Source organism: Streptomyces sp. BL1, assembly GCF_057628045.1.
The window spans coordinates 4494770-4515430 of sequence record NZ_JBXYWZ010000002.1; the positions used below are offsets into that span (position 1 = coordinate 4494770).

A 20661-nucleotide genomic window follows, 5' to 3' on the forward strand; every position below is an offset into this window, starting at 1 on the left:
GGGACTGTGCTGCGGAGCCTGGTCAGACTGTGACGCAGGACGGGGTCAGGCTGTGACGCGGAACGTGCCGCGGTAGGCGCTCGGGGACACCCCGAGCGCCGCCTGCATGTGCTGCCGCAGCGACGCGCCCGTACCGAAGCCCGCCTCCGCCGCCACCCGGTCGACCGTCAGATCCGTCTCCTCCAGCAACTGCCGGGCCCGCGCCAGGCGTTGCTGCGCCAGCCACTGGCCCGGCGTGGAGCCCGTCTCCTCACGGAAGCGGCGGCTGAACGTCCGTACGCTCATCGCCTCGCACTCCGCCAGCTCGCGCAGCGACAACGGCCGCTCCAGATGCCGCAGCGCCCACGCCCGCGCCGCACCCGTACCGGACCGCACCCCCGGATCCGGCACGGGCCGCGGGATGAACTGGGCCTGCCCGCCGTCCCGGTGCGGCGGTACGACCGTGGAACGGGCCACGTCGTTGGCGACGGCCGCGCCGTGGTCGCCGCGGATGATGTGCAGACACAGGTCGATGCCGGCGGCCTCCCCGGCGGAGGTCAGCACGTCGCCCCCGTCGGTGTAGAGCACGTCCGGATCGACCGTGACGGCGGGGAAGAGGGTCCGGAAGGCCGAGGCCGACTTCCAGTGCGTCGTGGCCCGCATGCCGTCCAGCAGCCCGGCTGCCGCCAGCACGAACGAGCCCGTGCAGATGGACGCGATCCGCGTCCCCGGCCTGCGGACGTACGCGAGCGCCGCCTCGAGCTCCGGCGTGAGCCGGCCCTCCGTCTCCGGCGCGCCCTCCTCGTGGGAGCCCGGTACGACGACGGTGTCGGCCTCCGCGAGGGCCTCCGGGCCGTGCGCCACGTGGACGGGGAAGTCGGCGTCCGTACGGACGAGGCCCGGTACGGGCGCGCAGGTCACCACCTCGTACAGCCGCTGCTGCCGCTCGTCGGCGGAGACCGCCGAGCCGAACAGCTGGTGCACCAGGCCCAGTTCCATCGGCAGCACGCCGTGCCGCACCAGCACGGCCACCCGGTGCGGGGCGTGTGGGGGAGCGGCGTCGGCGGCTCCGGCGGCGGGCGGGCGGTCGGCGGGGGAGCGCGGGGAGAAGACGGCCATGGCCAGATTCTTTCACCTCTCGTCCATCCGGCCACTCGTCGCGCGCGTCCCCGCGCCGGAGCATCGGAGACATGAGGATTCTCTGGGTATTCGCCCATCCCGAACGCCGCTCGCTGAACGGCTCACTGCTCGACGACGGACTGCGCGCCCTGACCGAACTGGGCCACGAGGTCCAGGTCTCCGACCTGTACGGCATGGGCTGGAACCCCGTCGTCGACAGAGCCGACTTCGCCGCATCGCAGGACGGACACACGCAGGACGGACGCACGCAGGACGACAGGCTGTACGTCGGCGACGCACAGGAACAGGCCTACGCGCGGGACGGCATGAGCCCCGACATCAGCGCCGAACAGCGGAAGATCAGCTGGGCGGACGCGATCGTCCTGCACTTCCCGCTCTGGTGGTTCGGGCCGCCGGCCATCCTGAAGGGCTGGTTCGACCGCGTGCTCGTCCAGGGCTTCGCGTTCGGCCTGGAGGACGAACAGGGACGCACCCTGCGCTACGGGGACGGCGGACTGCACGGCAAACGCGGCCTGATCGTCACGTCCGTCGGCGCCCGGCAGAGCTCCTTCGGACCGCGCGGCGTCCACGGACACGTGGACGAGGTGCTGTTCCCCGTACAGCATGGCACGTTCTTCTACACCGGTATGGCCGCCCTGCGGCCGTTCGTCGTGTACGGCGCGGACAGGATGACCGAAGCGGGCTACAAGGAGTACGCGCAGGACCTGCGGGACCGGCTGCGGGACCTGCCCACCGAAACGCCCGTCCCGTACCGCAGGGAGGACGGCGGTGACTACGACGAAGGGCTCGTCCTCCGCGACGAACTCGCGCCCGGGCGCACGGGACTGGGCGTACACCGCACCGGATGACCGCCTGGCAGGCCCGAACGGCCTGGCCCACGCGACCCGATGACCGTTTCGCGCGACCGAACGGCCGTCCTGTGCGGCCTGTCTGTCCGCTCTCGTGACCGAGTGACTGTCCCGCACGGCCGGTTGGCCGCCTCTCACGCCCCGGCGAACCGTCCGAACTGTCCGCGGTGGAAAAGCAGCGGCCCGTCCTCCGCCCCGGCGCTCTGTGCGGCGTCCAGAGCCAGCACCCGTCCGACCACGATCAGATGGTCCCCGCCCGTGTGCACGGCGTGGATCGTGCAGTCGATCCACGCCGGCACACCGTCCAGCCGCGGCGAACCCGTGACCGGAGCCGGACTGTGCGCCACTCCGGCGAACTTGTCGGCGCCGCTCACCGCGAAAGCGCGGCACAGTTCGCCCTGACCGGTGCCCAGGACGTTCACGCAGAACACTCCGGCGCGCGCGATGTGCGGCCAACTGGTCGACGTCCTCGCGACCATGAACGCCACCAGCGGCGGATCCAGCGACAGCGAGGCGAACGACTGACACGCGAACCCGGCGGGCCGCGGCTCCGCCCCGGCCGCGCTGTGCGTGTCGGCCGTTTCTGCCGCCGCCGGGGCCGCCGGTGCCGCCGGGGCCGTGATCACGGTGACGCCGGAGGCGAACGACCCCAGAACGCGGCGGAATTCCGCCGGATCGAGCGGCGCGCGCTCGTCGTCCCGTACGGCACGCAGCGGCGGCCGCCCGGCCACCGCGTACGGCGCGGACACCCCGTCCCCGCCGGCCCCCGTCGCCGCGCCGGAAGTCCGGAGATACCGCACCGCTGCCGCTGCCATCCCGGCGTGTCCCATCATGAACCCATTGAATCTGATGGGCCGTCAGATAGGAACCCGTGCGACGACAGAGACGGCGGCGGCCTCATCGCCCGCGGAAGCGGGCATCGCGCCGTTCGACGAACGCGGCGACGCCCTCCTGCGCGTCCTCCGTCGTCATGTTGACCTCCTGCGCCTGAGCCTCGGCCTCGAAGGCGGCCGCCCTGCCGCCGTCCAGCGAGTCGTTCACCAGCCGCTTCGTCAGCGCCAGCGCGCGCGTCGGCCCGTCCGCCAGCCGCTCGGCCCACTCCCGCGCCGTCTTCTCCAACTCCTCGCCGGGCACGACCTTGTTGACCAGCCCGAGCCGTTCCGCGTCCGCCGCGGGCAGCGAGTCGCCGAAGAACAGCAGCTCCTTGGCCTTCTGCGGCCCGACGAGCCGGGGCAGCAGATAGCTGCCGCCCCCGTCCGGCACCAGCCCGCGCCGCGCGAACACCTCGGTGAACTTGGCCTCTTCGGCGGCGACGACCAGGTCGCACGCGAGCGCGAGATGCGCGCCGATGCCGGCGGCGGCGCCGTTCACGGCGGCGAGTACGGGCTTCTCGCAGTCCAGCACGGCGGCGACGAGCCGCTGCGCGCCGCGCCGGATGGTCCGCGCGACGTCACCGGATACGCGCTCTTGCGTGCCGCCCCCGCCCCCGCCCCCGCCCCGTAGGTCCGCGCCCGCGCAGAACGCGCGGCCCGTACCGGTCAGCACGACAGCCCGTACGCCGGGGTCGCCCGAAGCGTCCTCCAGCAACCCGATGAGCCGCTCCCGGTGCTCCCAGGCCAGAGCGTTCATGACCTCCGGCCGCACGAGCGTCACCCACGCAACACCCCCACCAACCCGCCACCGCACGACGTCCTCGACCTCACCAGCACATGAACCCACCACAACCTCCAACCAGTAGACGATCGAGCTCGCGCCGAGAGCCGCCCCGACGCCCAGCCCGCGGAGCGGCTGCGTTAGATGTGCGCCTCCGCCGCGCGGGGCGGACACACCTCGGTGTGGGCAGGCGTCCCGCCCCGGTGTGGGCAGCTGGTCCGCCCAGGGGGCGGAACGGGTGGGCACACCGGACCGCCAGCCGCGAGGCCTGTCCCGCTCGCACCCAACGCATGCGCACCCCGCCACGGGCCCGCTCCGCAGGGCCCCGCACCCAACGCACGCGCCGGTTAGGGGTTGGCCCCGGACCCGCCCCTACCCGTTTCTTCCGGGGCTCCCGCCCCGGACCCCAGCCGCGCTGCGCGCGGGCTCGGGGCTCCGCCCCGTACCCCGGCGGGGCTGCGCCCCTGCACCCCACCGCGCTGCACGCGGAAGAACCGGGGCTGGGCCCCGCCCCCGCAGGGGGCGGGATGAACAACACGGGGCTGCGCCCCGAACCCCCGCGGGGCCCCGCCCCTCACCCACACACGACCAACGCATCAAGCGCCACCGCCCCCTGCCCCCGCGGCAGCACAACCAGCGGATTGATGTCCAACTCCGCGACTCCCGGCCCGAGTTCGAGGGCCATCCGCTGGACCCGGAGGACGACCTCGACGAGCGCGTCCGTGTCCGCCGCCGGCATGCCCCGTACGCCGTCGAGGAGCGCGCGGCCGCGCAGTCGCGAGAGCATGGCCCGTACCTGGTCCTCGCCGAAGGGCGGGATGCCCACCGCGACATCCCCCAGTACTTCGACGAGGACGCCGCCGAGGCCGACCGTCACCGTGGGGCCGAACAGTTCGTCGTGGCTGATGCCGACGACCATTTCGACGCCCTGCTCGACCATTTGGCACACGAGCACGCCGTCCAGTTCGACGCCTTCGAGGTGCGCGATCTCGGTCAGCTCGCGGTACGCGTCCCGCACCTGGCTCGCCGAGGTCAACCGGATCTTGACGAGGCCGAGTTCGGACTTGTGGGCCAGCTGCGGCGCAGACGCCTTCATCACCACCGGGTAGCCGACCTGCGCGGCAGCCCGTACGGCGCCGGCCGCGCTGGTGACGAGCTGTTCGCGCGGCACCCGGATCCCGTACGCGCGCAGCAGCTGTTTCGCGGCGTGCTCGCTCAGCTGCCGGCCCTCGCGCAGCAGTGCCTGCGCCTTGCGCGCGGAGGGCGAGGGGGTGCGGGGCGCGTCGGGGAAGGGGGAGCGGTAGTCGCGGGTGAAGCGGTGGTGTTCCAGGTAGGACCGTACGGCCGTGATGCAGTTGGCGAACGTGCGGAAAGTCGCGACCCGCGACGAGCCGAGCAGCGTCTTGCGGTACGCGTCCTCGTCGCCCACCGGCGAACCCCACACCACGCACACGAGTTTGTCGGTCTGTTCGGCGGCGTCGACGAGGTCCTGTGCGAGCTTGTCGCTCATGGGCGGGAAGGGGCCGGTGATGGGGCAGATGAGGATGCCCACGTCAGGGTCGTCGAGGATCGCGTCGATGATTCTGCGGCCGCGCCAGTCGCCCACAGGATGACCGCCGTTGTCGATCGGGTTGGCGACGTTCAGATAGCCGGGTATCCACTGGTGCAGCTCGTCCTGTTTGGCGGCGGACAGTTCGGCCAGTGGCAGTCCTGCCGCCGAGGCGAGGTCGGCGAAGTGCGCGCCGGTCCCGCCGGAAATCGAGTACACGGCGACACCTTCGGCCTGCGGGGGCCGCGCCCGCGCCAACAGGGCCGCGGTGTCCTGGAGTTCGTCGAGCCCGTCGACCCGCAGCACGCCGAACTGTTTCATGGCCGCGTCCACGGTGGCGTCGCTGCCGGTGAGTTTCCCGGTGTGGCTGGCGGCCGTACGGGCCCCGGTCTCGGTGCGCCCGACCTTCACCGCGACGACGGGTACGCCGTTGCGCGCTGCCCGGTCGGCGGCGAGCAGGAAGCTGCGCCCGTCCTTGAGGCCCTCCACATACGCGGCGATGGCGCCGACTTCGGGGCGGGACGCGAAGTAGGACAGGAAGTCGGAGGTCTCCAGGTCCGCCTCGTTCCCGGTGGGTGCCCAGTGCGACAGCCGTACGCCGAGCTCCTGCATCGTGAACACCGGCCTGCCCTGGTGGCCGGACTGGGTGATGAGCGCGATGGCCGGCCCGTCGAGGTCATCGCGGAAGGTCTCGAAGGCGTTGAGGTTGGTGTTCGGCCCCAGCAGCCGTACGCCGGACTGCTCGGCGGCCGCGGCGAGTTCGGCCTGCGCGGTGGCCCCGTCCTCGCCGGTCTCGGCGAAGCCGGAGGCGAAGGCCACGGCGAACCGCGTCTTGGTGCCGTCCAGCTGCTCGATGACGGGGATCGGGTCGGCGACCAGCAGGACGGCCAGGTCGACCGGTTCCGGAAGGTCGGCGACGGACGGGGCGCAGGGCCGCCCGAACACGGTCTCGCGTGTGGGATGCACCGGATGCAGCCGCGCCCCGACGCGTTCCGCCCAGCCGATCAGCTGCCGGGTGATGCCGGTGTTGGGGCGGCCCTCGGTGTCGGAGGCGCCGACGACGGCCACCGATTCGGGCCGGAAGAAGCGGTCCAGGTCGGGGACGTCCGCGTGCAGCGGCCGCCCGCTGACATCGGGATCGCCGTACGCGCCGGACGTGCCGTCGGCGCTCGTCGTGCCCGTCGTGCCCGTTGTGCTGTGCACGGCCTGCGCGGTGTGCTCCCCGCATGCCACGACGCGGGCCGAGCGGGGGGTGGTGGTGAGGGTGCCGTGTGTCGATCCAAGCATCGTGCTCGCCCACTCCTGAGTGCCGGCAACAATTGCTGACGCTCTGTCAGATTAGCGAGCTGACGGACCGTCAGGAAGAGTGCGGCACCGGGGAAACCGCCCCGGCCCCCTCAAATCCTGGGCCCGGCCCCGGCCCCCGGCCCCTCCGGCGTGAAGCCCCCGGCCCCTCCGGCGTGAAGCCCTCGGCCCCTCCGACGTGAAGTCCCCGTCCCCTCCGAGGTGAAGCCCCGGCCCCTCCGGCGCGAAGGAGGCTCCCGCTTCCTCGGTCCCTGCCCCTCGGTCCCTGCCCCTCGGTCACCGCCCCCTCGGTCACCGCCCCCTCGGTCCCCGCCCCCTCGGTCCGCGGGCCCGGGCGGCTCAGCCCGAGGCCCGGGCGATCGCACGCGCGACCTTGTCCGCGTCCCGCGCCAGCTCCCGCAGCATCCCGCTGATCGGGTTGGTGAACCCGGTGAAGTGCAGCCCCGGCGCCCCCGGAAGCGTGCGCGCCCCGTGCGCCCGCGGCCGGCCCTGCCCGTCCAGTACCTCCAAGTGCCCCACCATGTCCTCGAGTCCGCGCCGGTACCCGGTCGCGGCCACCACGCAGTCCGGCCCGATCACCGTCCCGTCCAGCAGCCGCACCTTGCCGCCGCCCTCGAACGACTCGACCCCCGCGACCGGTTCGACCGCACCCTGCTGCACGGCCCGGATCAGCCCCACGTCCTGCACCGGGATCGCGCCCTCCTGTACCCGCGTGTACAGCCCGCTGTCCGGCCGCGGCAGCCCGTACCGCGTCAGGTCCGGCACCGCCAGCCTCGCCACCCTCCGCGCCCCGACGTCCACCACCCGCCGGGGCAGCCGTCTGCACAGCACCCCGCTGGCCTGCGCCGGCCAGCCCAGCGTCGACCGGCGCACGATGTGCGGGGGCGTCCGCACCGCGAGCCGTACGCGCTCCGCGCCGCCCTCCGCCAGGTCGACGGCTATCTCCGCACCCGTGTTGCCCGCGCCGACGACCAGAACGTCCTGCCCCGCGAACGGTTCGGCGTTCCGGTAGTGCGCGGCGTGCAGCAGCTCGCCGCCGTAGTCGTCCCGGCCCGGCCAGTCCGGGATGTACGGGGTGTGGTTGTGGCCCGTCGCGACCACGACCGCCGGAGCGGTCATCCGCCGCCCGCCGTTGGCGTGCAGCGTCCACGAGTCGCCCGTCCGCTCGATGCGGTGCACCTCCACCCCGGCGGCCACCTCGATGCGATGGTGCTCGGCGTACGCCTCCAGGTAGCGCACGAGATCGTCGCGGCCGACCCAGCGCCCGTACCGGCGCGGGATCGGCATGCCGGGCAGCGCCGACCAGCGGCGCGTGGTGTGCAGGCGCAGCCGGTCGTAGTGCGAACGCCAGGACGCGCCGACCGCGTCCGACCTCTCCAGCACGATCGCCTCCACCCCGCGCCGCCGGAGCGCCGCGGCGACCGCCAGGCCGCCCGGCCCCGCGCCTATGACATGGACCGGTGTTCCCTCGTCAGAGATCGGCATGAAAGGAGCTTAGTTCGCGAGCGCCCTTTGCAAACCCCCTTCCCTTTCCGTAGAACTGACGTACCGTCAGGTTTCGTCGGTACGGAGATCGATGCGGAAGGCGGGTGCGACCGTGCAGACGCTCTGGCTCAGCGGTGCCGAATGGCTCGCGGTGCTGCGCGTCGGCCTCGGCCTGTGGTGGCTGGAGAGCTGGCGGCACAAGGACAAGTCGGCCTGGTTCGAACGGGGTTCGGGCATCGCCTGGGCGGCGAGCGTCGCGGCCGAACACCGCTGGACAGCGGTGCGCAGCGGCTTCGACACGGTCGTCAAGCCGCGCCCGCGCACCATGGCGTACGTGGTGGTCTACGCCGAACTGGCCCTCGGTCTCGGCCTGATCGCCGGATTCCTCACGCCCGTCGCCCTCGTCGGCGGGCTGCTGCTCAATCTCCTCTACCTCGTGCTGATGATCCACGACTGGGCCGAGCAGGGGCAGAACGCCATGATGGCGCTCATCTCCCTCGTCGCCCTCTTCGGCATGAGCTGGCAGACCTGGTCGCTCGACGGCGCGTTGGGGCTCTTCTGATGGCGCCGCAGTCACCGGCCACGCCGGTCGCCGACGCCTTCACCCGTACGTACTGGGACGCGGCCGCGGAGGGCCGGCTCCTGATCCGCCGCTGCCGTGCCCCGCGGTGCGGCGTCGCGCACCACTATCCGCGGGAGTTCTGCCCGCGCTGCTGGAGCGAGGACGTGGTGTGGGAGGAGGCGAGCGGGCGCGCGGTCCTCTACACATGGTCCGTCGTGCACCGCAACGACCTCCCGCCGTTCGGCGACCGGGTGCCGTACGTGGCCGCGGTGGCCGACCTCGCGGAGGGCCCCCGGATGATGACGGAGGTCGTCGAGTGCCCCGAGGACGCCCTCCGCATCGGCATGCCGCTGCACGTCACGTTCCGCACGGAAAACGGCTTCTCCGTACCGGTGTTCAAGCCCCGGTAAGGGGCGCGGGGAACGGCGCACACAAGGGGCACGGGGAACGGCGCGAACAAGGGGCGCGGGGAACTGCGCAAACCACAGCGCGAGCCGCACCCGCCGACCCCACCCCAGGGGGCACCCGAAGAGGCACACGCGCCCCGCGAGCCACGCGCTACCCGCGCGGCCCGACCCGCTCCCCGTCGGCCTCCGAGGAACCCGCAGACCGTGCGACAACCCCACCCGCCGCAGGCGGCGGCACGGGCACCGTCCGCACAGACAAGGCGATCAGCAACAGGCACCCCAGAGCCAGCACCGACAGGGCACCGAGCATCACGGAGTACGGCACGTACGAGGAGAGCGCCGCCAGCACCGCGGGCACCAGGAAGCCGGTGTAGGTCACCGCGTAGTAGACGCCGGTGAGCCCGGCCAGGTCGTCGGGGGTCGCGATGCGCTGGATCTCCAACAGCCCGGACACCACGGCGATTCCGTAGCCCGCGCCGAGGATCAGCGCACCCGCCAGGCCCAGCCACGGGGACAGGACGGCGCCGTTGGCGGCGCACACCGCCATGCCGACGGCCACCAGACCCATCGCCACGAGGATCGCGTGCGCCGTCGACCGCGCCCCCAGCCGCTTCGCGAGCGGCTGCACGAGGGCGCCGGTGCCGAGCGTGAGCACGGTGAGCAGCGTCGCGTACGCCAGCCCCCAGTGGCCGACCCGGTCGGCGACGAGCTGCGGCATCACGGCGTACGCGATGCCCGCGGCGCCGAACACCCACGGCGCCATCGGCAGCACCACGCGCAGGAAACGGCGGTGGCCCGCGGCGGGCACCCTCAGATCGCCGAGGAGGCCGCCGCGCACGGGAGCGGGGGTACGGGTCTCGGGCGCCCGCCGCAGCACGACGAGCGCGGGCAGTGTGACGAGGACGTGCACCGCGTACGGCAGCACCATCGGCCACGGCCCCCACTGCGCCAGCGCACCGGCCACGCCGGCGCCGAGACCGAAGCCGCCGGTCAGCGCGAGCGAGGCGCGCCGTGCGCCGGAACCGGCGTCGGCCTTCGCGTCGTACGGCGGCTGGGACAGCTCCTTCACCCAGCTCGTGCCCACGGCCATGGCGATGCCGACCGCGATCCCGGTGAGGAACCGGCCCGCGTACAGCGCGACTTGGCCGGCCGGAGTGCAGGACAGTACGGCGCTCGCCACGATGGACAGCACGGTGCCCGCGATCATCAGCGGCTTCCGCCCGTACCGGTCGGACAGCGGCCCGCCGGCCAGCAGCCCCGGCACCAGGCCGATGACGTAGGCCGCGAGGAACGCGTCGACCGTCACCTCCGAATAGCCGCCCAGCTGCCGGTACATCAGCAGCAGCGGCGTGAACTGGTTGCCGCCCCAGCCGCAGCAGAACATCGCCGCCACCGCGAGCGGCCAGCCCCGCGCCGGGCCCGCGACGGCCCGCCCTCCGATACTCATGAGTTCCCTGTCCGTGCTCGTGCTCGTGCTTGTGCTCGTACTCGTGCTTGTGCGCGCAGCCGCGCCCCGCGGCGGGCCGCCTCCTCGCGGCGCCGCGCGGTGGTCCGCCGGCTGATGCCTGTTGTCCTGTGTGCTGACCGCCGCGCCTGTCAGGAGGGCGGTGCGGCCATGCCGAACGCCCGGTGGGTGGCGGTCAGATGGGCCCGCAGGGTCTCCGCGAACCCGTCCGCGTCCCGCGCCGCGAGGGCGTCGACCAGCGCCGTGTGCTCCCGTACCAGCACGTCCAACTGCTGTGCGCGGGGCGGCAGCGCACGAGCCGCCATGCGGCGCTGCCGGTCGCCGAGTGAGGCGTAGAACCGTTCGGCGAGCGTGTTGCCCGCCGCGGTGACGATCGAGCGGTGGAACATCTCGTCGGCCCGCGCGAACGCGGCGATGTCCGCCTGCCGCGCCGGCTCCGACTGTTCCCGCAGCCCCGCGCGCAGTGCCTCCACGCGCTGCGCGAGCGTCTCGTCGTCAGTGCGCAGGATCCGCTGCGCGGCGGCGCACTCCAGCGCCTCCCGCAGTTCGAGGACGTTCTCGGCCTCGTCCGGCGGCATCGGGACGACGACGGCGCCCCGTTTGGGGAAGAGCCGCAGCAGTTCCTCGCTCTGCAGGCGCAGGAACGCCTCCCGTACGGGGGTCCGGCTCAGCCCGGTCCGCTCGGCGATCTCGCCCTCGCTGATCAGGCTCCCGCCGGCCAGCTCCCCGCTGATGATCAGTTCCTTGGCGAACGCGTACACCCGGTCCGCCGCCGGTATCGCACCCCCACCGTCCCCGGCACCACTATCCCCAGACATGACAACGACCGTAACAGCCATAGATACAAGCACAGATACAAGAAGCGATTTCACTGCTGTGTCCCCGCCCACACCGAAGAGGAGCAGGAAACGCCGCAGACAAGGGGCGCGAACAAGGGGCGCGGGGAACTGCGCAAACCCACAGCGGAACCGCACCCGCTCGACACTCCCGAGGGGCACACGAATCGGCCCAGTAGGGGGCGCGGGGAACTGCGCAACAAGGGGCGCGGGGAACGGCGCGAACAAGGGGCGCGGGGAACGGCGCAAACCCACAGCGGAACCGCACCCGCAAAACCCACCCGCAACCCACACGAAGCGGCGCGGCGCTCCCAACGGAGCGCTAGTCGCGACCCAAGACAACCGTCCCGGACGAGCAGAACCACCCACCCGTCCCAGAGGCAACCGCAAGCCGCGGCGCCCCGCCGCCCCGTACGGACACCTGACGCCCCTCACCCGCCTCCCCCCGCACCTGCCGCACCGCCTCCACGAGCAGGAACAGCCCCCGCATCCCGGGATGGCAAGCCGAGAGCCCACCCCCGTCGGTGTTCACGGGCAGCGCGCCGCCCACCGTCAGCCGGTCCTTGCCCACGAACTCGCCGCCCTCGCCCTTGCCGCAGAAGCCCAGGTCCTCCAGCGTCACCAGCGTCATATAGGTGAACGCGTCGTAGATCTCCGCGACATCGATCTCGTCGGGCCGGACGCCGGCTCTCCCGAAGGCCTGCCGGCCCGACTCGGCGGCGGGGGAGACCGTGAAGTCCTCCCACTCCGACATGGCCGCATGCGACACCGCCGTGCCCGAACCGAGCACCCACACCGGCTCCTTGGCCGTGTCGGCGAGGAGGTCCTCCGCGACGAGCAGCACAGCACAGCCCCCGTCGCTACGGATGCAGCAGTGCAGTTTGGTGAACGGGTCGGCGATCACCGGTCCGGACAGTACGTCGTCGACCGTGATCGGCTCCCGGTACATGGCGTCCGGGTTCGGCCCGGCGTTCGCCCGTGCCTGCACCGCGACCTGGGCGAGCTGTTCCGGGGTGGTCCCGTACTGGTGCATATGGCGCCGTGCGGCCATCGCGTACTTGGACACCAGGGTGTGCCCGTAAGGGACTTCGAACTGCAGCGGCCCGCGCCCCCCGAAGGACAGCTCCCCGGTGCGCCGTCCGGCCTTCAGGTCCGCGCGGGCCGTCGAACCGTAGACCAGCAGCACCGCGTTGGCGTGCCCCGCGGCGATCGCGTCGGCCGCGTGCGCCGCCATGACCTCCCACGTGGACCCGCCCACGGAGGTGGAGTCCACCCAAGTGGGCCGCAGCCCCAGGTATTCGGCGACCTCCACGGGTGCCAGCGTGCCGAGTCCCGCGGACGCGAAGCCGTCGATCACCTCCCGGCCCAGCCCCGAGTCGGCGAGCGCGCGCCGTGCGGCCTGTGCGTGCAGCGCGTACGGCGTCGCCTCGTCCACCCGTCCCGTGTCGGAGAGTGCGACCCCGGCGACGGCGACCTTGCGTGACCCACGTGAGCGAACAGCGGTATCGGCCATAAATCTGACGGTACATCAGATACTTGTGACCGGAAACTGCGTCACGGCGACCGCGACCCTGTGCATCTCGCCTCCCTGTCCCTAACATGACGGCCCGTCAGATGAAGGGGAGGTGCCGATGGACACCGCGTTCACCGACGAACAGGACGACATCCGGCGCACCGTGCGCGACATGCTCGCCAAACGGTGCGGCCCCGACGACGTCAAGTCCGCCGCCGCCACGCCGTCCGGCTACGACGAGGCCCTGTGGCTCGCCCTCGCCGAACAGCTCGGCCTGCCGGGCCTCGCCCTGCCCGAGGAGTACGGGGGTGCCGGCTGCGGCACCGTCGAACTCGCCCTCGCCTGCGAGGAAGCGGGCCGCGCCCTGCTGCCCTCGCCCCTGCTGGGTACCGCCGTCCTGTGCGCCCCGCTCCTCCTCGCCCTCGGCACCCCCGCGCAGCGGGCGGCGCTGCTGCCCCCGCTCGCCTCCGGCGCCACGACCGCCGCACTCACCCTCCCCGGCCCCGCTCTCACCGCGGCGCTCGGCCTCACCGCCGACGACGCGGACACGGCAGTGGGCGGCGGCGACTGGGCGGGCGGCGGCCGCGCCGGCGGCATCCAGGCCCGCCAAACCGACGGCCACTGGCGCCTGTTCGGCGAGGCCGACCAGATCCTCGGCGGCCACGGCGCGGACCTGCTGCTCGTCGCCGCGCACACCGGCGGCTACACCCGCCCCCGCGCCCGCCTCTTCCTCGTCCGTACAGCAGAGGCCGCGGGTCTCACCCGCACCCGCCACACCACGCTCGACGAGACCCGCCCCGCCGCCCGCGTCGAACTCCGCGACACCCCCGCCGAACTCCTCGGCCCCGACGCGGAATCCGACGCGGAATCCCCGGACGTGGAATCCCCGCACGCGGAAGGCGCCACCGCCCCGGACCCCGTACGCACCGCGCTCGCCCGTACCGGCGCGCGTGCCGCGGCCCTGCTCGCCGCCGAAGCCGCCGGCGCGGCCGAGGGCGCCCTGGAGCGCACCCTCGAACACGTCCGCAACCGCGAACAGTTCGGCCGACCCCTCGGCACCTTCCAGGCGCTCCAGCACCGTCTCGCCGACGTGTACGTCCAGCTCCAGTCCGCCCGTTCCGCCGCCTACTACGCGGCGTGGGACCCGGAGGGCGGCGGCGCGCTGGCCCTCGCGCAGGCGCTGGAGGCACAGCGGCTCGCCGCGGGCGAAGCCGTGCAACTGCACGGCGGCACCGGCTTCACCTGGGAACACGACGCGCATCTCTACTTCAAACGAGCCGCCGCCGACGACCTGTTGTTCGGTCCGCCCCACCGGCTGCGCGACCGTGCGGCAGTCCGCGCAGGACTGTTCGGCCCCCTTCAGGAATCCCGGCAGGAGGCGTGATGAACACCATGCGGATGGTGCAGAAAGTGTCGTCGTCGAAGGGGTTCGCACGGGTCGCCCCGTACGTCGTGCCCGCGCTGGACCGCGCGGTGCACCGCGTCACACGCGGCAGGAAGATGCTCAGCGACCAGATGCTGCCGAGCCTCATCCTGACCATGACCGGTGCCAAGAGCGGCAGGACCCGCCGTACCCCGCTGGCGTGTGTGCCCGAACGGGACGAGGAGTCCTGGCTGTTGGTCGGCAGCAACTTCGGCAAGCCCGACCACCCCGCCTGGACCGCGAACCTGCGCCACCACCCCGAGGCGGAGATCAGCTGGCGTGGAGCCCGAATCCCCGTGCGGGCACGGGAGTTGGAGGGCGCGGAACGGGAGGAGGCGTGGCGCGCGGCGCTGGCGTTCTGGCCTCCGTGGGCGAACTACCAGGCCCGCATCGAGCGCCGGATCCGGCTCTTCCGGCTGGAACGGCGCTGACGCGCTACCGGGATCGTGCGTACTACTTGGTGGGTTTCTTGCCCGTGACGCCCAGGTGCACCAGCAGCGCGAGGCTCGGCTTCAGCTCCGACTGCTTGACTCCCCAGGTCTGGAAGCCCTTCTGGTGCCCCGCCACCGAGGCGAGCATGGCCACCAGAGAACCCGCCATCGCCGCGGGGTTCGTGTCCTTGTCGACCTTGCCCTTGGCCTGAAGGTCCTTGATGGACTCGGTCAGCGAGTTGTTGACCGAGTTCAGGACCTTCATGCGGATCTTGTAGAAGCGCTTGTCGCCCTCGGCCGCGCCCAGGTCGACCACGCGCAGGATCGCGTCGTTCTTGCGCCAGAAGGAGAGGAAACCCTCCACCAGCTCTTCGGCCGTCTGCCAGCCGGCCTTGCCCGACCAGGAGCGCCCCTCGACCAGTTCGGTGAGGCCCGCCCCCTCCTGTGCCATGTTCTCGGCGAGTTCCAGCACCGCACCCTCGACGTCGGGGAAGTACTGATAGAACGTCGCCGGTGACGTGCCCGCCTTCCGCGCGACATCAATCACCTTGACGTCGCGGTACGGCGACGAGCTGAGCATTTCGCTGAGGCACTCGAGCAGCTTCTGCCGCGTCGCCTGCCCGCGGCGCCCGGCTACTCTGCCGTCGACGGTTCGAACTTGTCCTGTCATGCCGTCAGCTTACCGAGGGGTGATCCTGGCGCGATCCGACGCATGCAAATGGGGTGCGAAGGCGGGGCACTGGCGGACGGCCCGTCAGAACCCGTTCCGGGGACACTGAACCGCCGCGCATTCCGCGCCGTACGGGGGAATGCCGGACTCATCCCGAGATGGTGTGCAGTTCCCTGAGGCGAAGACACGTCCGGGGCGCCCCCGGGTTCGCAACCGCCGGGTTCGCCAGGAAGAATCGGCCTCGGACCACGGGATCCAGCACGGCAGTGAGAAGCTGCACGGGGCGGAAGTCGATGAGCCCCTACGGGGAGGTGGCAGGCAAGTGGTGGAGCAGCTGACGCAGCACGATCCGCGGCGGATCGGCCCGTTCGAGGTGCTCGGCCGACTCGGTGCCGGCGGCATGGGGCTGGTCTACCTCGCGCGCTCGGCGTCCGGGCGGCGAGTGGCGATCAAGACGGTGCGTACCGAACTCGCCGAGGACCAGCTGTTCCGCGTGCGGTTCACGCGCGAGGTCGAGGCCGCGCGGGCCGTCAGCGGCTTCTACACGGCGGCCGTCGTGGACGCCGATCCGCGCGCTGCCGTGCCCTGGCTGGCGACCGCGTACGTTCCCGCGCCCTCCCTCGAGGAGATAGTCAATGTGTGCGGACCGCTGCCCACACAGGCTGTGCGCTGGCTCGCGGCCGGCGTCGCCGAGGCGCTGCAGTCCATCCACGGTGCGGGCCTCGTCCACCGCGATCTGAAGCCGTCCAACGTGCTGGTCGTCGAGGACGGGCCGCGCGTCATCGACTTCGGCATCGCGTCGGGGGTCTCCAACACCCGGCTGACGATGACGAACGTCGCCGTCGGCACGCCCGCCTACATGTCTCCCGAGCAGGCCAGGGACTCGCGCAGCGTGACGGGTGCCAGCGACATCTTCTCGCTGGCCTCCACCCTCGTGTTCGCGGCGACGGCCCACGCGCCCTTCCACGGCGCGAATCCGGTCGAGACCGTCTTCATGCTGCTGCGCGAGGGCCCCGATCTGGAGGGCATGCCGGAGGATCTGCGTCCGCTCATCGAGTCCTGTATGCGTATGGCGGCCGAGGAGCGGCCCAGCCCCGAGGACCTGCAGACGCAGCTCGCGCCGCACCTCTTCTCGTCCGGCGGCGACGACAGCGGTACGGCCTCCGCCTGGCTGCCGGGCGGCGCCGTGGCGCTCATCGAGCGGAAACGCGGCGTACGCCCCTCCGCGCAGCGCCCCGCGCCCGCCGCGGCGGCCGCCCCCGCCGCCGCACCGTCCGCCGCCGCACCGTCCGCCGCCGCACCGTCCGCCGGGCCCGACCTGGCGGCGATGCCCGCGCCTCCGCCCCGGCCGCCCTCGCCGCCGTCCGAGGCGCCGCAGCAGTCGCCCGCGCAGCACCAGCACCAGGGGCAGACCCACGGGCCCGCGCAGGGGCACGCGCCTCCGCACGGCCACGGCCAGGGCCCGGCGCACGGGCAGCAGGGCCACGGCATTCCCGGGGGGCCCGGCGGCCCCGCCGCGATCTCGCAGACCGGCACGGGCGCGCCCGCCGGCTCCGTCGCCGCACCGCCCACGGCCCCGCCCGCCTCGCCGCCCGAGCCGGGCGACGGCGGGCCCGTACGGCTGCCCGGCTCGCACGTGCCGATCGGCCCGGGCCCGCGCCGTACCGACGACCAGCGCGCCACCGGTGCCGGGCCCGGCACCGGCTGGGTGCGGCCGCCCAACGGGCAGGCCCCGCACAGCAATCCGCACTCCGCGCCGCACAACCCGCCCGCCGGGCCGCCTCCTTCGAGCCCGCCGGCGCCGGGTCCGGCGCAGGGTGCGGAGGCCGTACCGGAGCAGCGGCAGCGCTGGCGGCCGTGGCGGTTCCGGATGTCAAACGACGTGTGGGGCACGCCCGTCGTCGCCGACGAGCTGCTGTACGTCACCTCGTTCGAGGTGCACGCGCTCGATGTGGCCAGCGGGCGGCGGCAGTTCAAGACCCGCGAGGTCGCCTGGTCGATGGCTGTCGACGGCGGCAAGGTGCACGCCTCGGACGGTCCCAGCCTGTACGCGCTCGACGCCAAGGACGGCGCCGAGCACTGGCGGCTGGCCACCGACGGCTGGGTGTACGCGCTGAAGACCGGGGACGGCGCCGTCGTCACCGCGACCCGCGGCGGCGGCGTCCAGGCGTGGGAGGCCGCGAGCGGCGGCAAGCTGTGGGAACTCACCGGCGCGCAGGCCGACTTCGAGACCCCGGAGGCGGCGCCCGTCCTGCAGGACGGCACGGTCTACGCCTGGGGCGACGGCCGGCTGTACGCCATCGAGGTCCGTACCGGCACGGAACGCTGGTCGTATCCGGTCGGGGACGTCTCCGTGACCGGCGGCGTTCCCGTGCGGGTCACGGCGGCGCCGGACGGCGTGGTCTATGTGTGCGCCGGATCAAGGGTGTTCGCGCTGGACGGCGCCACCGGAGCGGAGCGGTGGCGGTTCGACGCTCCCGCCGCGTTCCTGTGCGCCCCGGCGTTCGCGCCCGGCCCCGCGGTGACCGGCGGCGGCATCTACCTCGCCGACTACCTCGGCACGGTCTACGCCATCGACGCCGCCAACGGCCACGACCGCTGGCGCATCGCCACCGAGGCGCGGCACTCCACCGAGCCGGTGATCGTCGCCGACGGTCTCATCCACCTCGGCAGCGGCGGCGCGCTGTACACGCTCGACGCGGTCAGCGGCACTCCCCGCTGGCGCTACGCGGCGGGCGGCGACGTGGTCGGCGCCCCCGTGGTCGCCGACGGGCGCGTGCACTTCGGCTCCGCCGACCACTGTCTGTACACGCTGGACGCGGTGGGTGGTCAGATGCGGTGGAAGCTGGCCACGGGCGGTGAGATCACCGGTTCGCCCGTGGTCGCCGACGGTGTCGTGTACGCGTGCAGCAAGGACCGCTGTGTGTACGCGCTGGATGCGGCGAAGGGGACGGGACAGAGCCGTAGCGCGTAGCGGTGCCGCGGGCGGGCCGGGTTTGCGCAGTTCCCCGCGCCCCTGATCTGCGCCGTTCCCCGCGCCCCTAAAAGATCGCGCAGTTCCCCGCGCCCCTTTTCTCGGGGTCTTACGCTGCGTTGCGGTGGTTGCCCTTGTCGTTGTCTTCCGGGGAGGAGCCGATGCGGGGGATCACCTGGGTGCGGTCCTCGGATTCCGGCTCGGACGGCTGGGCCTCGCCGTTGCCCGCCGGGGCGGCGCCCGCGCGGTCCTGCGGGTCGGGTGGCCACGGTTCGCCGCCGATGGGCGGGATGTACTGCGTACGTTCCGTCTCCGACAACTCGGGCTGCTGCGGCGGCTGCGCGGGCTGACCCGGCCGGTCGGGGCCGCCGGCCTGGGGCATGGCGCCCGTGCCGTACCAGAGGCGCTCCTCCGGCGGCGGCGCGTCCGCGTGCGGGGCGCGTACCAGGGTGGGCTGCGTCGGCGGCACGTCGGTGCCGGCGTACGGGTCGTCGTGCCGTGCCTCGCGACGGTCCACGGGGGCGCCCTCCTCCGGGCGGCGGTCCCTGCGGCGGCCCTTGCGGCGTCCGCGCATCACGACCGCGGCGACGAGCAGCACCAGACCGCCGGCGGCCGCGCTCGCCGCGCCGTCCCCGACGCCCTCGCCGCGTGCGATGTAGAGGCCGTTGGAGGTCCGCTCCTGCTGGATGAACCACAGCACGGTCGTGGCCAGCACGATCAGGGCGGCGAGGACGGTGAGCCAGCGGGAGCGCAGCACCACGGCGACCAGCGTGACCAGGGCCGCGAAGGCCATGGGGAGGAACAGGCCGTAGAACAGCGGCGGTTGGGCGGAGGTGAAGCCGTCAGTCGTGAACAGCTGCTCCAGCCGGTAGTCGCGCCCGAGGCGGCCGTCGTACCAAGGACGGAAGGGGCTGAATACGGCGGCCGCCGCTCCTATGAGGGCGAGCAGGGACCCGAGGATGTTCCGGATCATGTCCGTTACCTCCCATTTCTGGGGTGTTTCCTGCCGTCGTCCTGCGTCAGACGCTAAGCCGGGGGCCTGGGGCCCGCCACCGCTGGCCGGTGGCGGGCGGTCCGGACGCGGGACCCCGCGCCGGGTCCGCCCCCGTGCGGCCGCGGGCCGGCCGGTGCTCAGCGGAGGCGGTGGCCGTGCGGGACGCGCGCGGTGAACAGGGAGGACTGATCCGAGGGGGGCAGGTTGCCCAGGGCGATCAGATGGGGGGCCTGGGCCATCGCCTGCGTACGGGCGGCCTCCTGTGCCGACCAGAGGGCCCGCACCGTGCCCTGCACGGCCTGCGGGGGGTAGGAGGCCAGGACGGTGGCGCAGTCCAGGGCCGCGGCCAACGCGCCGCCCTCCGGCGTCACTTCGGAGACCAGGCCCGTCTCGTACGCGCGGCGGGCCGAGATCCGCTCCGCCGTGCCCATCAGCGCCATCCGGGCCGCCTCCCCTGCCGGCATCCGCAGGGCCATGCTGATCGACTCGTACGCGCTGACCATGCCGTATGTGGTGTGCGGGTCGAAGAAGGAGGAGTTCTCCGACGCGATGACGAACTCGGCCTCGGACAGCAGATAGAACGCGCCGCCGCAGGCCATGCCCTCGACCGCGGCGATCACGGGGATCCACAGATCGTTGGCCTTGGGGCCGATGGTGAGCAGGGGGTCGTCGAGGGAGTAGGGGGAGTGCGGCTGCCCCTTGCCCGCTTCCTCGGCCGCCGCGCGGTCGATGCCGGTGCTGAACGCCTTGCCGCCGGCGCCGGTGAGCACAGCGGCGCGGACGTCCGGATCGGTGCGGAACTTCCGCCACACGGAGGCGAGTTCGCGTGCCGTGGCGAGGTCGATGGCGTTGTGCTTCGCGGGGCGGTCGAGGGTGACGGTGGCGACGCCGTCCGCGATCTCCGTACGGACGCCGGGCGTCGCGTCGTCCCGCGCCCCCTCCTGGGCGGACGCCGCGGTCACGGGCGCTCCAGCAGCCAGCGGGGGAGGTGCGTGCCGTCCGGGAGGCGGCTGAAGGTGACCTTCACCGGGGCGCCGATGCGCAGCTTCTCGGGGGAGACGGAGTTCAGCGGGGCGTCCGGCGCCGCGACGAGATTGCCGACGAGCCGGACGTGCGGGGCCTCGGCCAGTTCGACGAGAACGGCGTTGTACGGGGCCTGCTCCGCGTACCAGGGGAGCAGGGGCGGGTGCGGGAACACGTACGACCAGATGCGGCCGCGGCCGCTCATCCGGCGCCACTCGCTGTCGAAGGACTGGCAGTGCGGGCAGCAGGGGCGGGGCGGGAAGCGGAGCGCTCGGCACGTTGGTGCCGCGCAGGCCTGTATGCGGAGTTCGCCTTCGGCGGTGTAGTGCCAGAACGGGGCGCCGTCTTCGTCCTGGACGGGGGACAGTATTTCGGTGACGGGTTCCGTCATGTGGTTGCCTTTC

General features: G+C 73.0%; 18 protein-coding genes. 6 read left to right on the forward strand and 12 right to left on the reverse strand.

Annotated features, from left to right (window positions below):
* Positions 1-45: 45 nt before the first annotated feature.
* The gene (locus AC3AGO_RS19855) at positions 46-1098 is read right to left on the reverse strand and encodes a GlxA family transcriptional regulator (protein ID WP_487821561.1); all 1053 of its coding nucleotides are present in this window, start codon (positions 1096-1098) and stop codon (positions 46-48) included.
* Positions 1099-1169: 71 nt separating this feature from the next.
* On the opposite strand from AC3AGO_RS19855, the gene AC3AGO_RS19860 reads away from it, so the two are divergent.
* Entirely contained in the window at positions 1170-1967 is a 798-nt protein-coding gene (locus tag AC3AGO_RS19860; RefSeq protein ID WP_487821562.1) for an NAD(P)H-dependent oxidoreductase, read from the forward strand.
* A 134-nt stretch (positions 1968-2101) separates the two neighbouring features.
* Here the strand turns inward: AC3AGO_RS19860 and AC3AGO_RS19865 are convergent, their stop codons facing one another.
* From AC3AGO_RS19865 to AC3AGO_RS19880, 4 genes are all read right to left on the reverse strand, one after another.
* Positions 2102-2800, reverse strand: coding sequence for a flavin reductase family protein (locus tag AC3AGO_RS19865; protein ID WP_487821563.1), 699 nt, complete (start codon positions 2798-2800; stop codon positions 2102-2104).
* Positions 2801-2864: 64 nt separating this feature from the next.
* Complete coding sequence (locus AC3AGO_RS19870) at positions 2865-3686, reverse strand: enoyl-CoA hydratase/isomerase family protein (RefSeq protein WP_487821564.1); 822 nt, start codon at positions 3684-3686, stop codon at positions 2865-2867.
* A gap of 508 nt (positions 3687-4194) precedes the next feature.
* Positions 4195-6456, reverse strand: coding sequence for an acetate--CoA ligase family protein (locus tag AC3AGO_RS19875; RefSeq protein WP_487821565.1), 2262 nt, complete (start codon positions 6454-6456; stop codon positions 4195-4197).
* A gap of 357 nt (positions 6457-6813) precedes the next feature.
* Positions 6814-7959 carry a flavin-containing monooxygenase gene (locus AC3AGO_RS19880; RefSeq protein WP_487821566.1) on the reverse strand — a complete coding sequence of 382 codons (1146 nt, stop codon included), beginning with the start codon at positions 7957-7959 and terminating at the stop codon, positions 6814-6816.
* Positions 7960-8071: 112 nt separating this feature from the next.
* Between AC3AGO_RS19880 and AC3AGO_RS19885 the strand changes: the two genes are divergently transcribed.
* A complete protein-coding gene (locus AC3AGO_RS19885; protein WP_487821567.1) occupies positions 8072-8521 on the forward strand; it encodes a DoxX family protein in 450 nt (149 codons plus the stop codon).
* On the forward strand, positions 8521-8931 hold the full coding sequence (locus AC3AGO_RS19890; RefSeq protein WP_487821568.1) for a Zn-ribbon domain-containing OB-fold protein: 411 nt from the start codon (positions 8521-8523) through the stop codon (positions 8929-8931). Before AC3AGO_RS19885 ends, AC3AGO_RS19890 begins: the two co-directional genes overlap by 1 nt.
* A 148-nt stretch (positions 8932-9079) precedes the next feature.
* Here AC3AGO_RS19890 and AC3AGO_RS19895 read toward each other — a convergent pair whose 3' ends face one another.
* From AC3AGO_RS19895 to AC3AGO_RS19905, 3 genes are all read right to left on the reverse strand, one after another.
* Positions 9080-10375 carry an MFS transporter gene (locus AC3AGO_RS19895; RefSeq protein WP_487821569.1) on the reverse strand — a complete coding sequence of 432 codons (1296 nt, stop codon included), beginning with the start codon at positions 10373-10375 and terminating at the stop codon, positions 9080-9082.
* A gap of 149 nt (positions 10376-10524) precedes the next feature.
* Positions 10525-11211, reverse strand: a complete 687-nt coding sequence (locus tag AC3AGO_RS19900) for a GntR family transcriptional regulator (protein WP_487821570.1) — start codon at positions 11209-11211, stop codon at positions 10525-10527.
* Between the two features lie 340 nt (positions 11212-11551).
* Positions 11552-12742: a thiolase C-terminal domain-containing protein gene (locus tag AC3AGO_RS19905; RefSeq protein WP_487821571.1), complete on the reverse strand. Its 1191-nt coding sequence runs from the start codon at positions 12740-12742 to the stop codon at positions 11552-11554.
* A gap of 118 nt (positions 12743-12860) precedes the next feature.
* Between AC3AGO_RS19905 and AC3AGO_RS19910 the strand changes: the two genes are divergently transcribed.
* Positions 12861-14126 (forward strand): acyl-CoA dehydrogenase family protein, encoded by a 1266-nt coding sequence (locus AC3AGO_RS19910; RefSeq protein WP_487821572.1) that lies wholly within the window; start codon positions 12861-12863, stop codon positions 14124-14126.
* Complete coding sequence (locus tag AC3AGO_RS19915; protein WP_487821573.1) at positions 14126-14596, forward strand: nitroreductase family deazaflavin-dependent oxidoreductase; 471 nt, start codon at positions 14126-14128, stop codon at positions 14594-14596. The genes AC3AGO_RS19910 and AC3AGO_RS19915 overlap by 1 nt, the downstream gene beginning before the upstream one ends.
* A gap of 22 nt (positions 14597-14618) precedes the next feature.
* On the opposite strand, the gene AC3AGO_RS19920 is transcribed toward AC3AGO_RS19915, so the two are convergent.
* Positions 14619-15266, reverse strand: coding sequence for a TetR family transcriptional regulator (locus tag AC3AGO_RS19920; RefSeq protein ID WP_487821574.1), 648 nt, complete (start codon positions 15264-15266; stop codon positions 14619-14621).
* A 322-nt stretch (positions 15267-15588) separates the two neighbouring features.
* Here AC3AGO_RS19920 and afsK point away from each other — a divergent pair, with 322 nt between their 5' ends.
* Positions 15589-18240, forward strand: a complete 2652-nt coding sequence (gene afsK / locus AC3AGO_RS19925) for a protein serine/threonine kinase AfsK (protein WP_487821575.1) — start codon at positions 15589-15591, stop codon at positions 18238-18240.
* Between the two features lie 109 nt (positions 18241-18349).
* Here the strand turns inward: afsK and AC3AGO_RS19930 are convergent, their stop codons facing one another.
* The 3 genes from AC3AGO_RS19930 to AC3AGO_RS19940 all read right to left on the reverse strand — a co-directional run bounded on the left by AC3AGO_RS19930 (position 18350) and on the right by AC3AGO_RS19940 (position 20648).
* Complete coding sequence (locus AC3AGO_RS19930; RefSeq protein WP_487821576.1) at positions 18350-19213, reverse strand: hypothetical protein; 864 nt, start codon at positions 19211-19213, stop codon at positions 18350-18352.
* Positions 19214-19371: 158 nt separating this feature from the next.
* On the reverse strand, positions 19372-20196 hold the full coding sequence (locus AC3AGO_RS19935; RefSeq protein WP_487821577.1) for an enoyl-CoA hydratase/isomerase family protein: 825 nt from the start codon (positions 20194-20196) through the stop codon (positions 19372-19374).
* Positions 20193-20648, reverse strand: a complete 456-nt coding sequence (locus tag AC3AGO_RS19940) for a Zn-ribbon domain-containing OB-fold protein (RefSeq protein WP_487821578.1) — start codon at positions 20646-20648, stop codon at positions 20193-20195. The genes AC3AGO_RS19935 and AC3AGO_RS19940 overlap by 4 nt, the downstream gene beginning before the upstream one ends.
* Between the last annotated feature and the right edge of the window lie 13 nt (positions 20649-20661).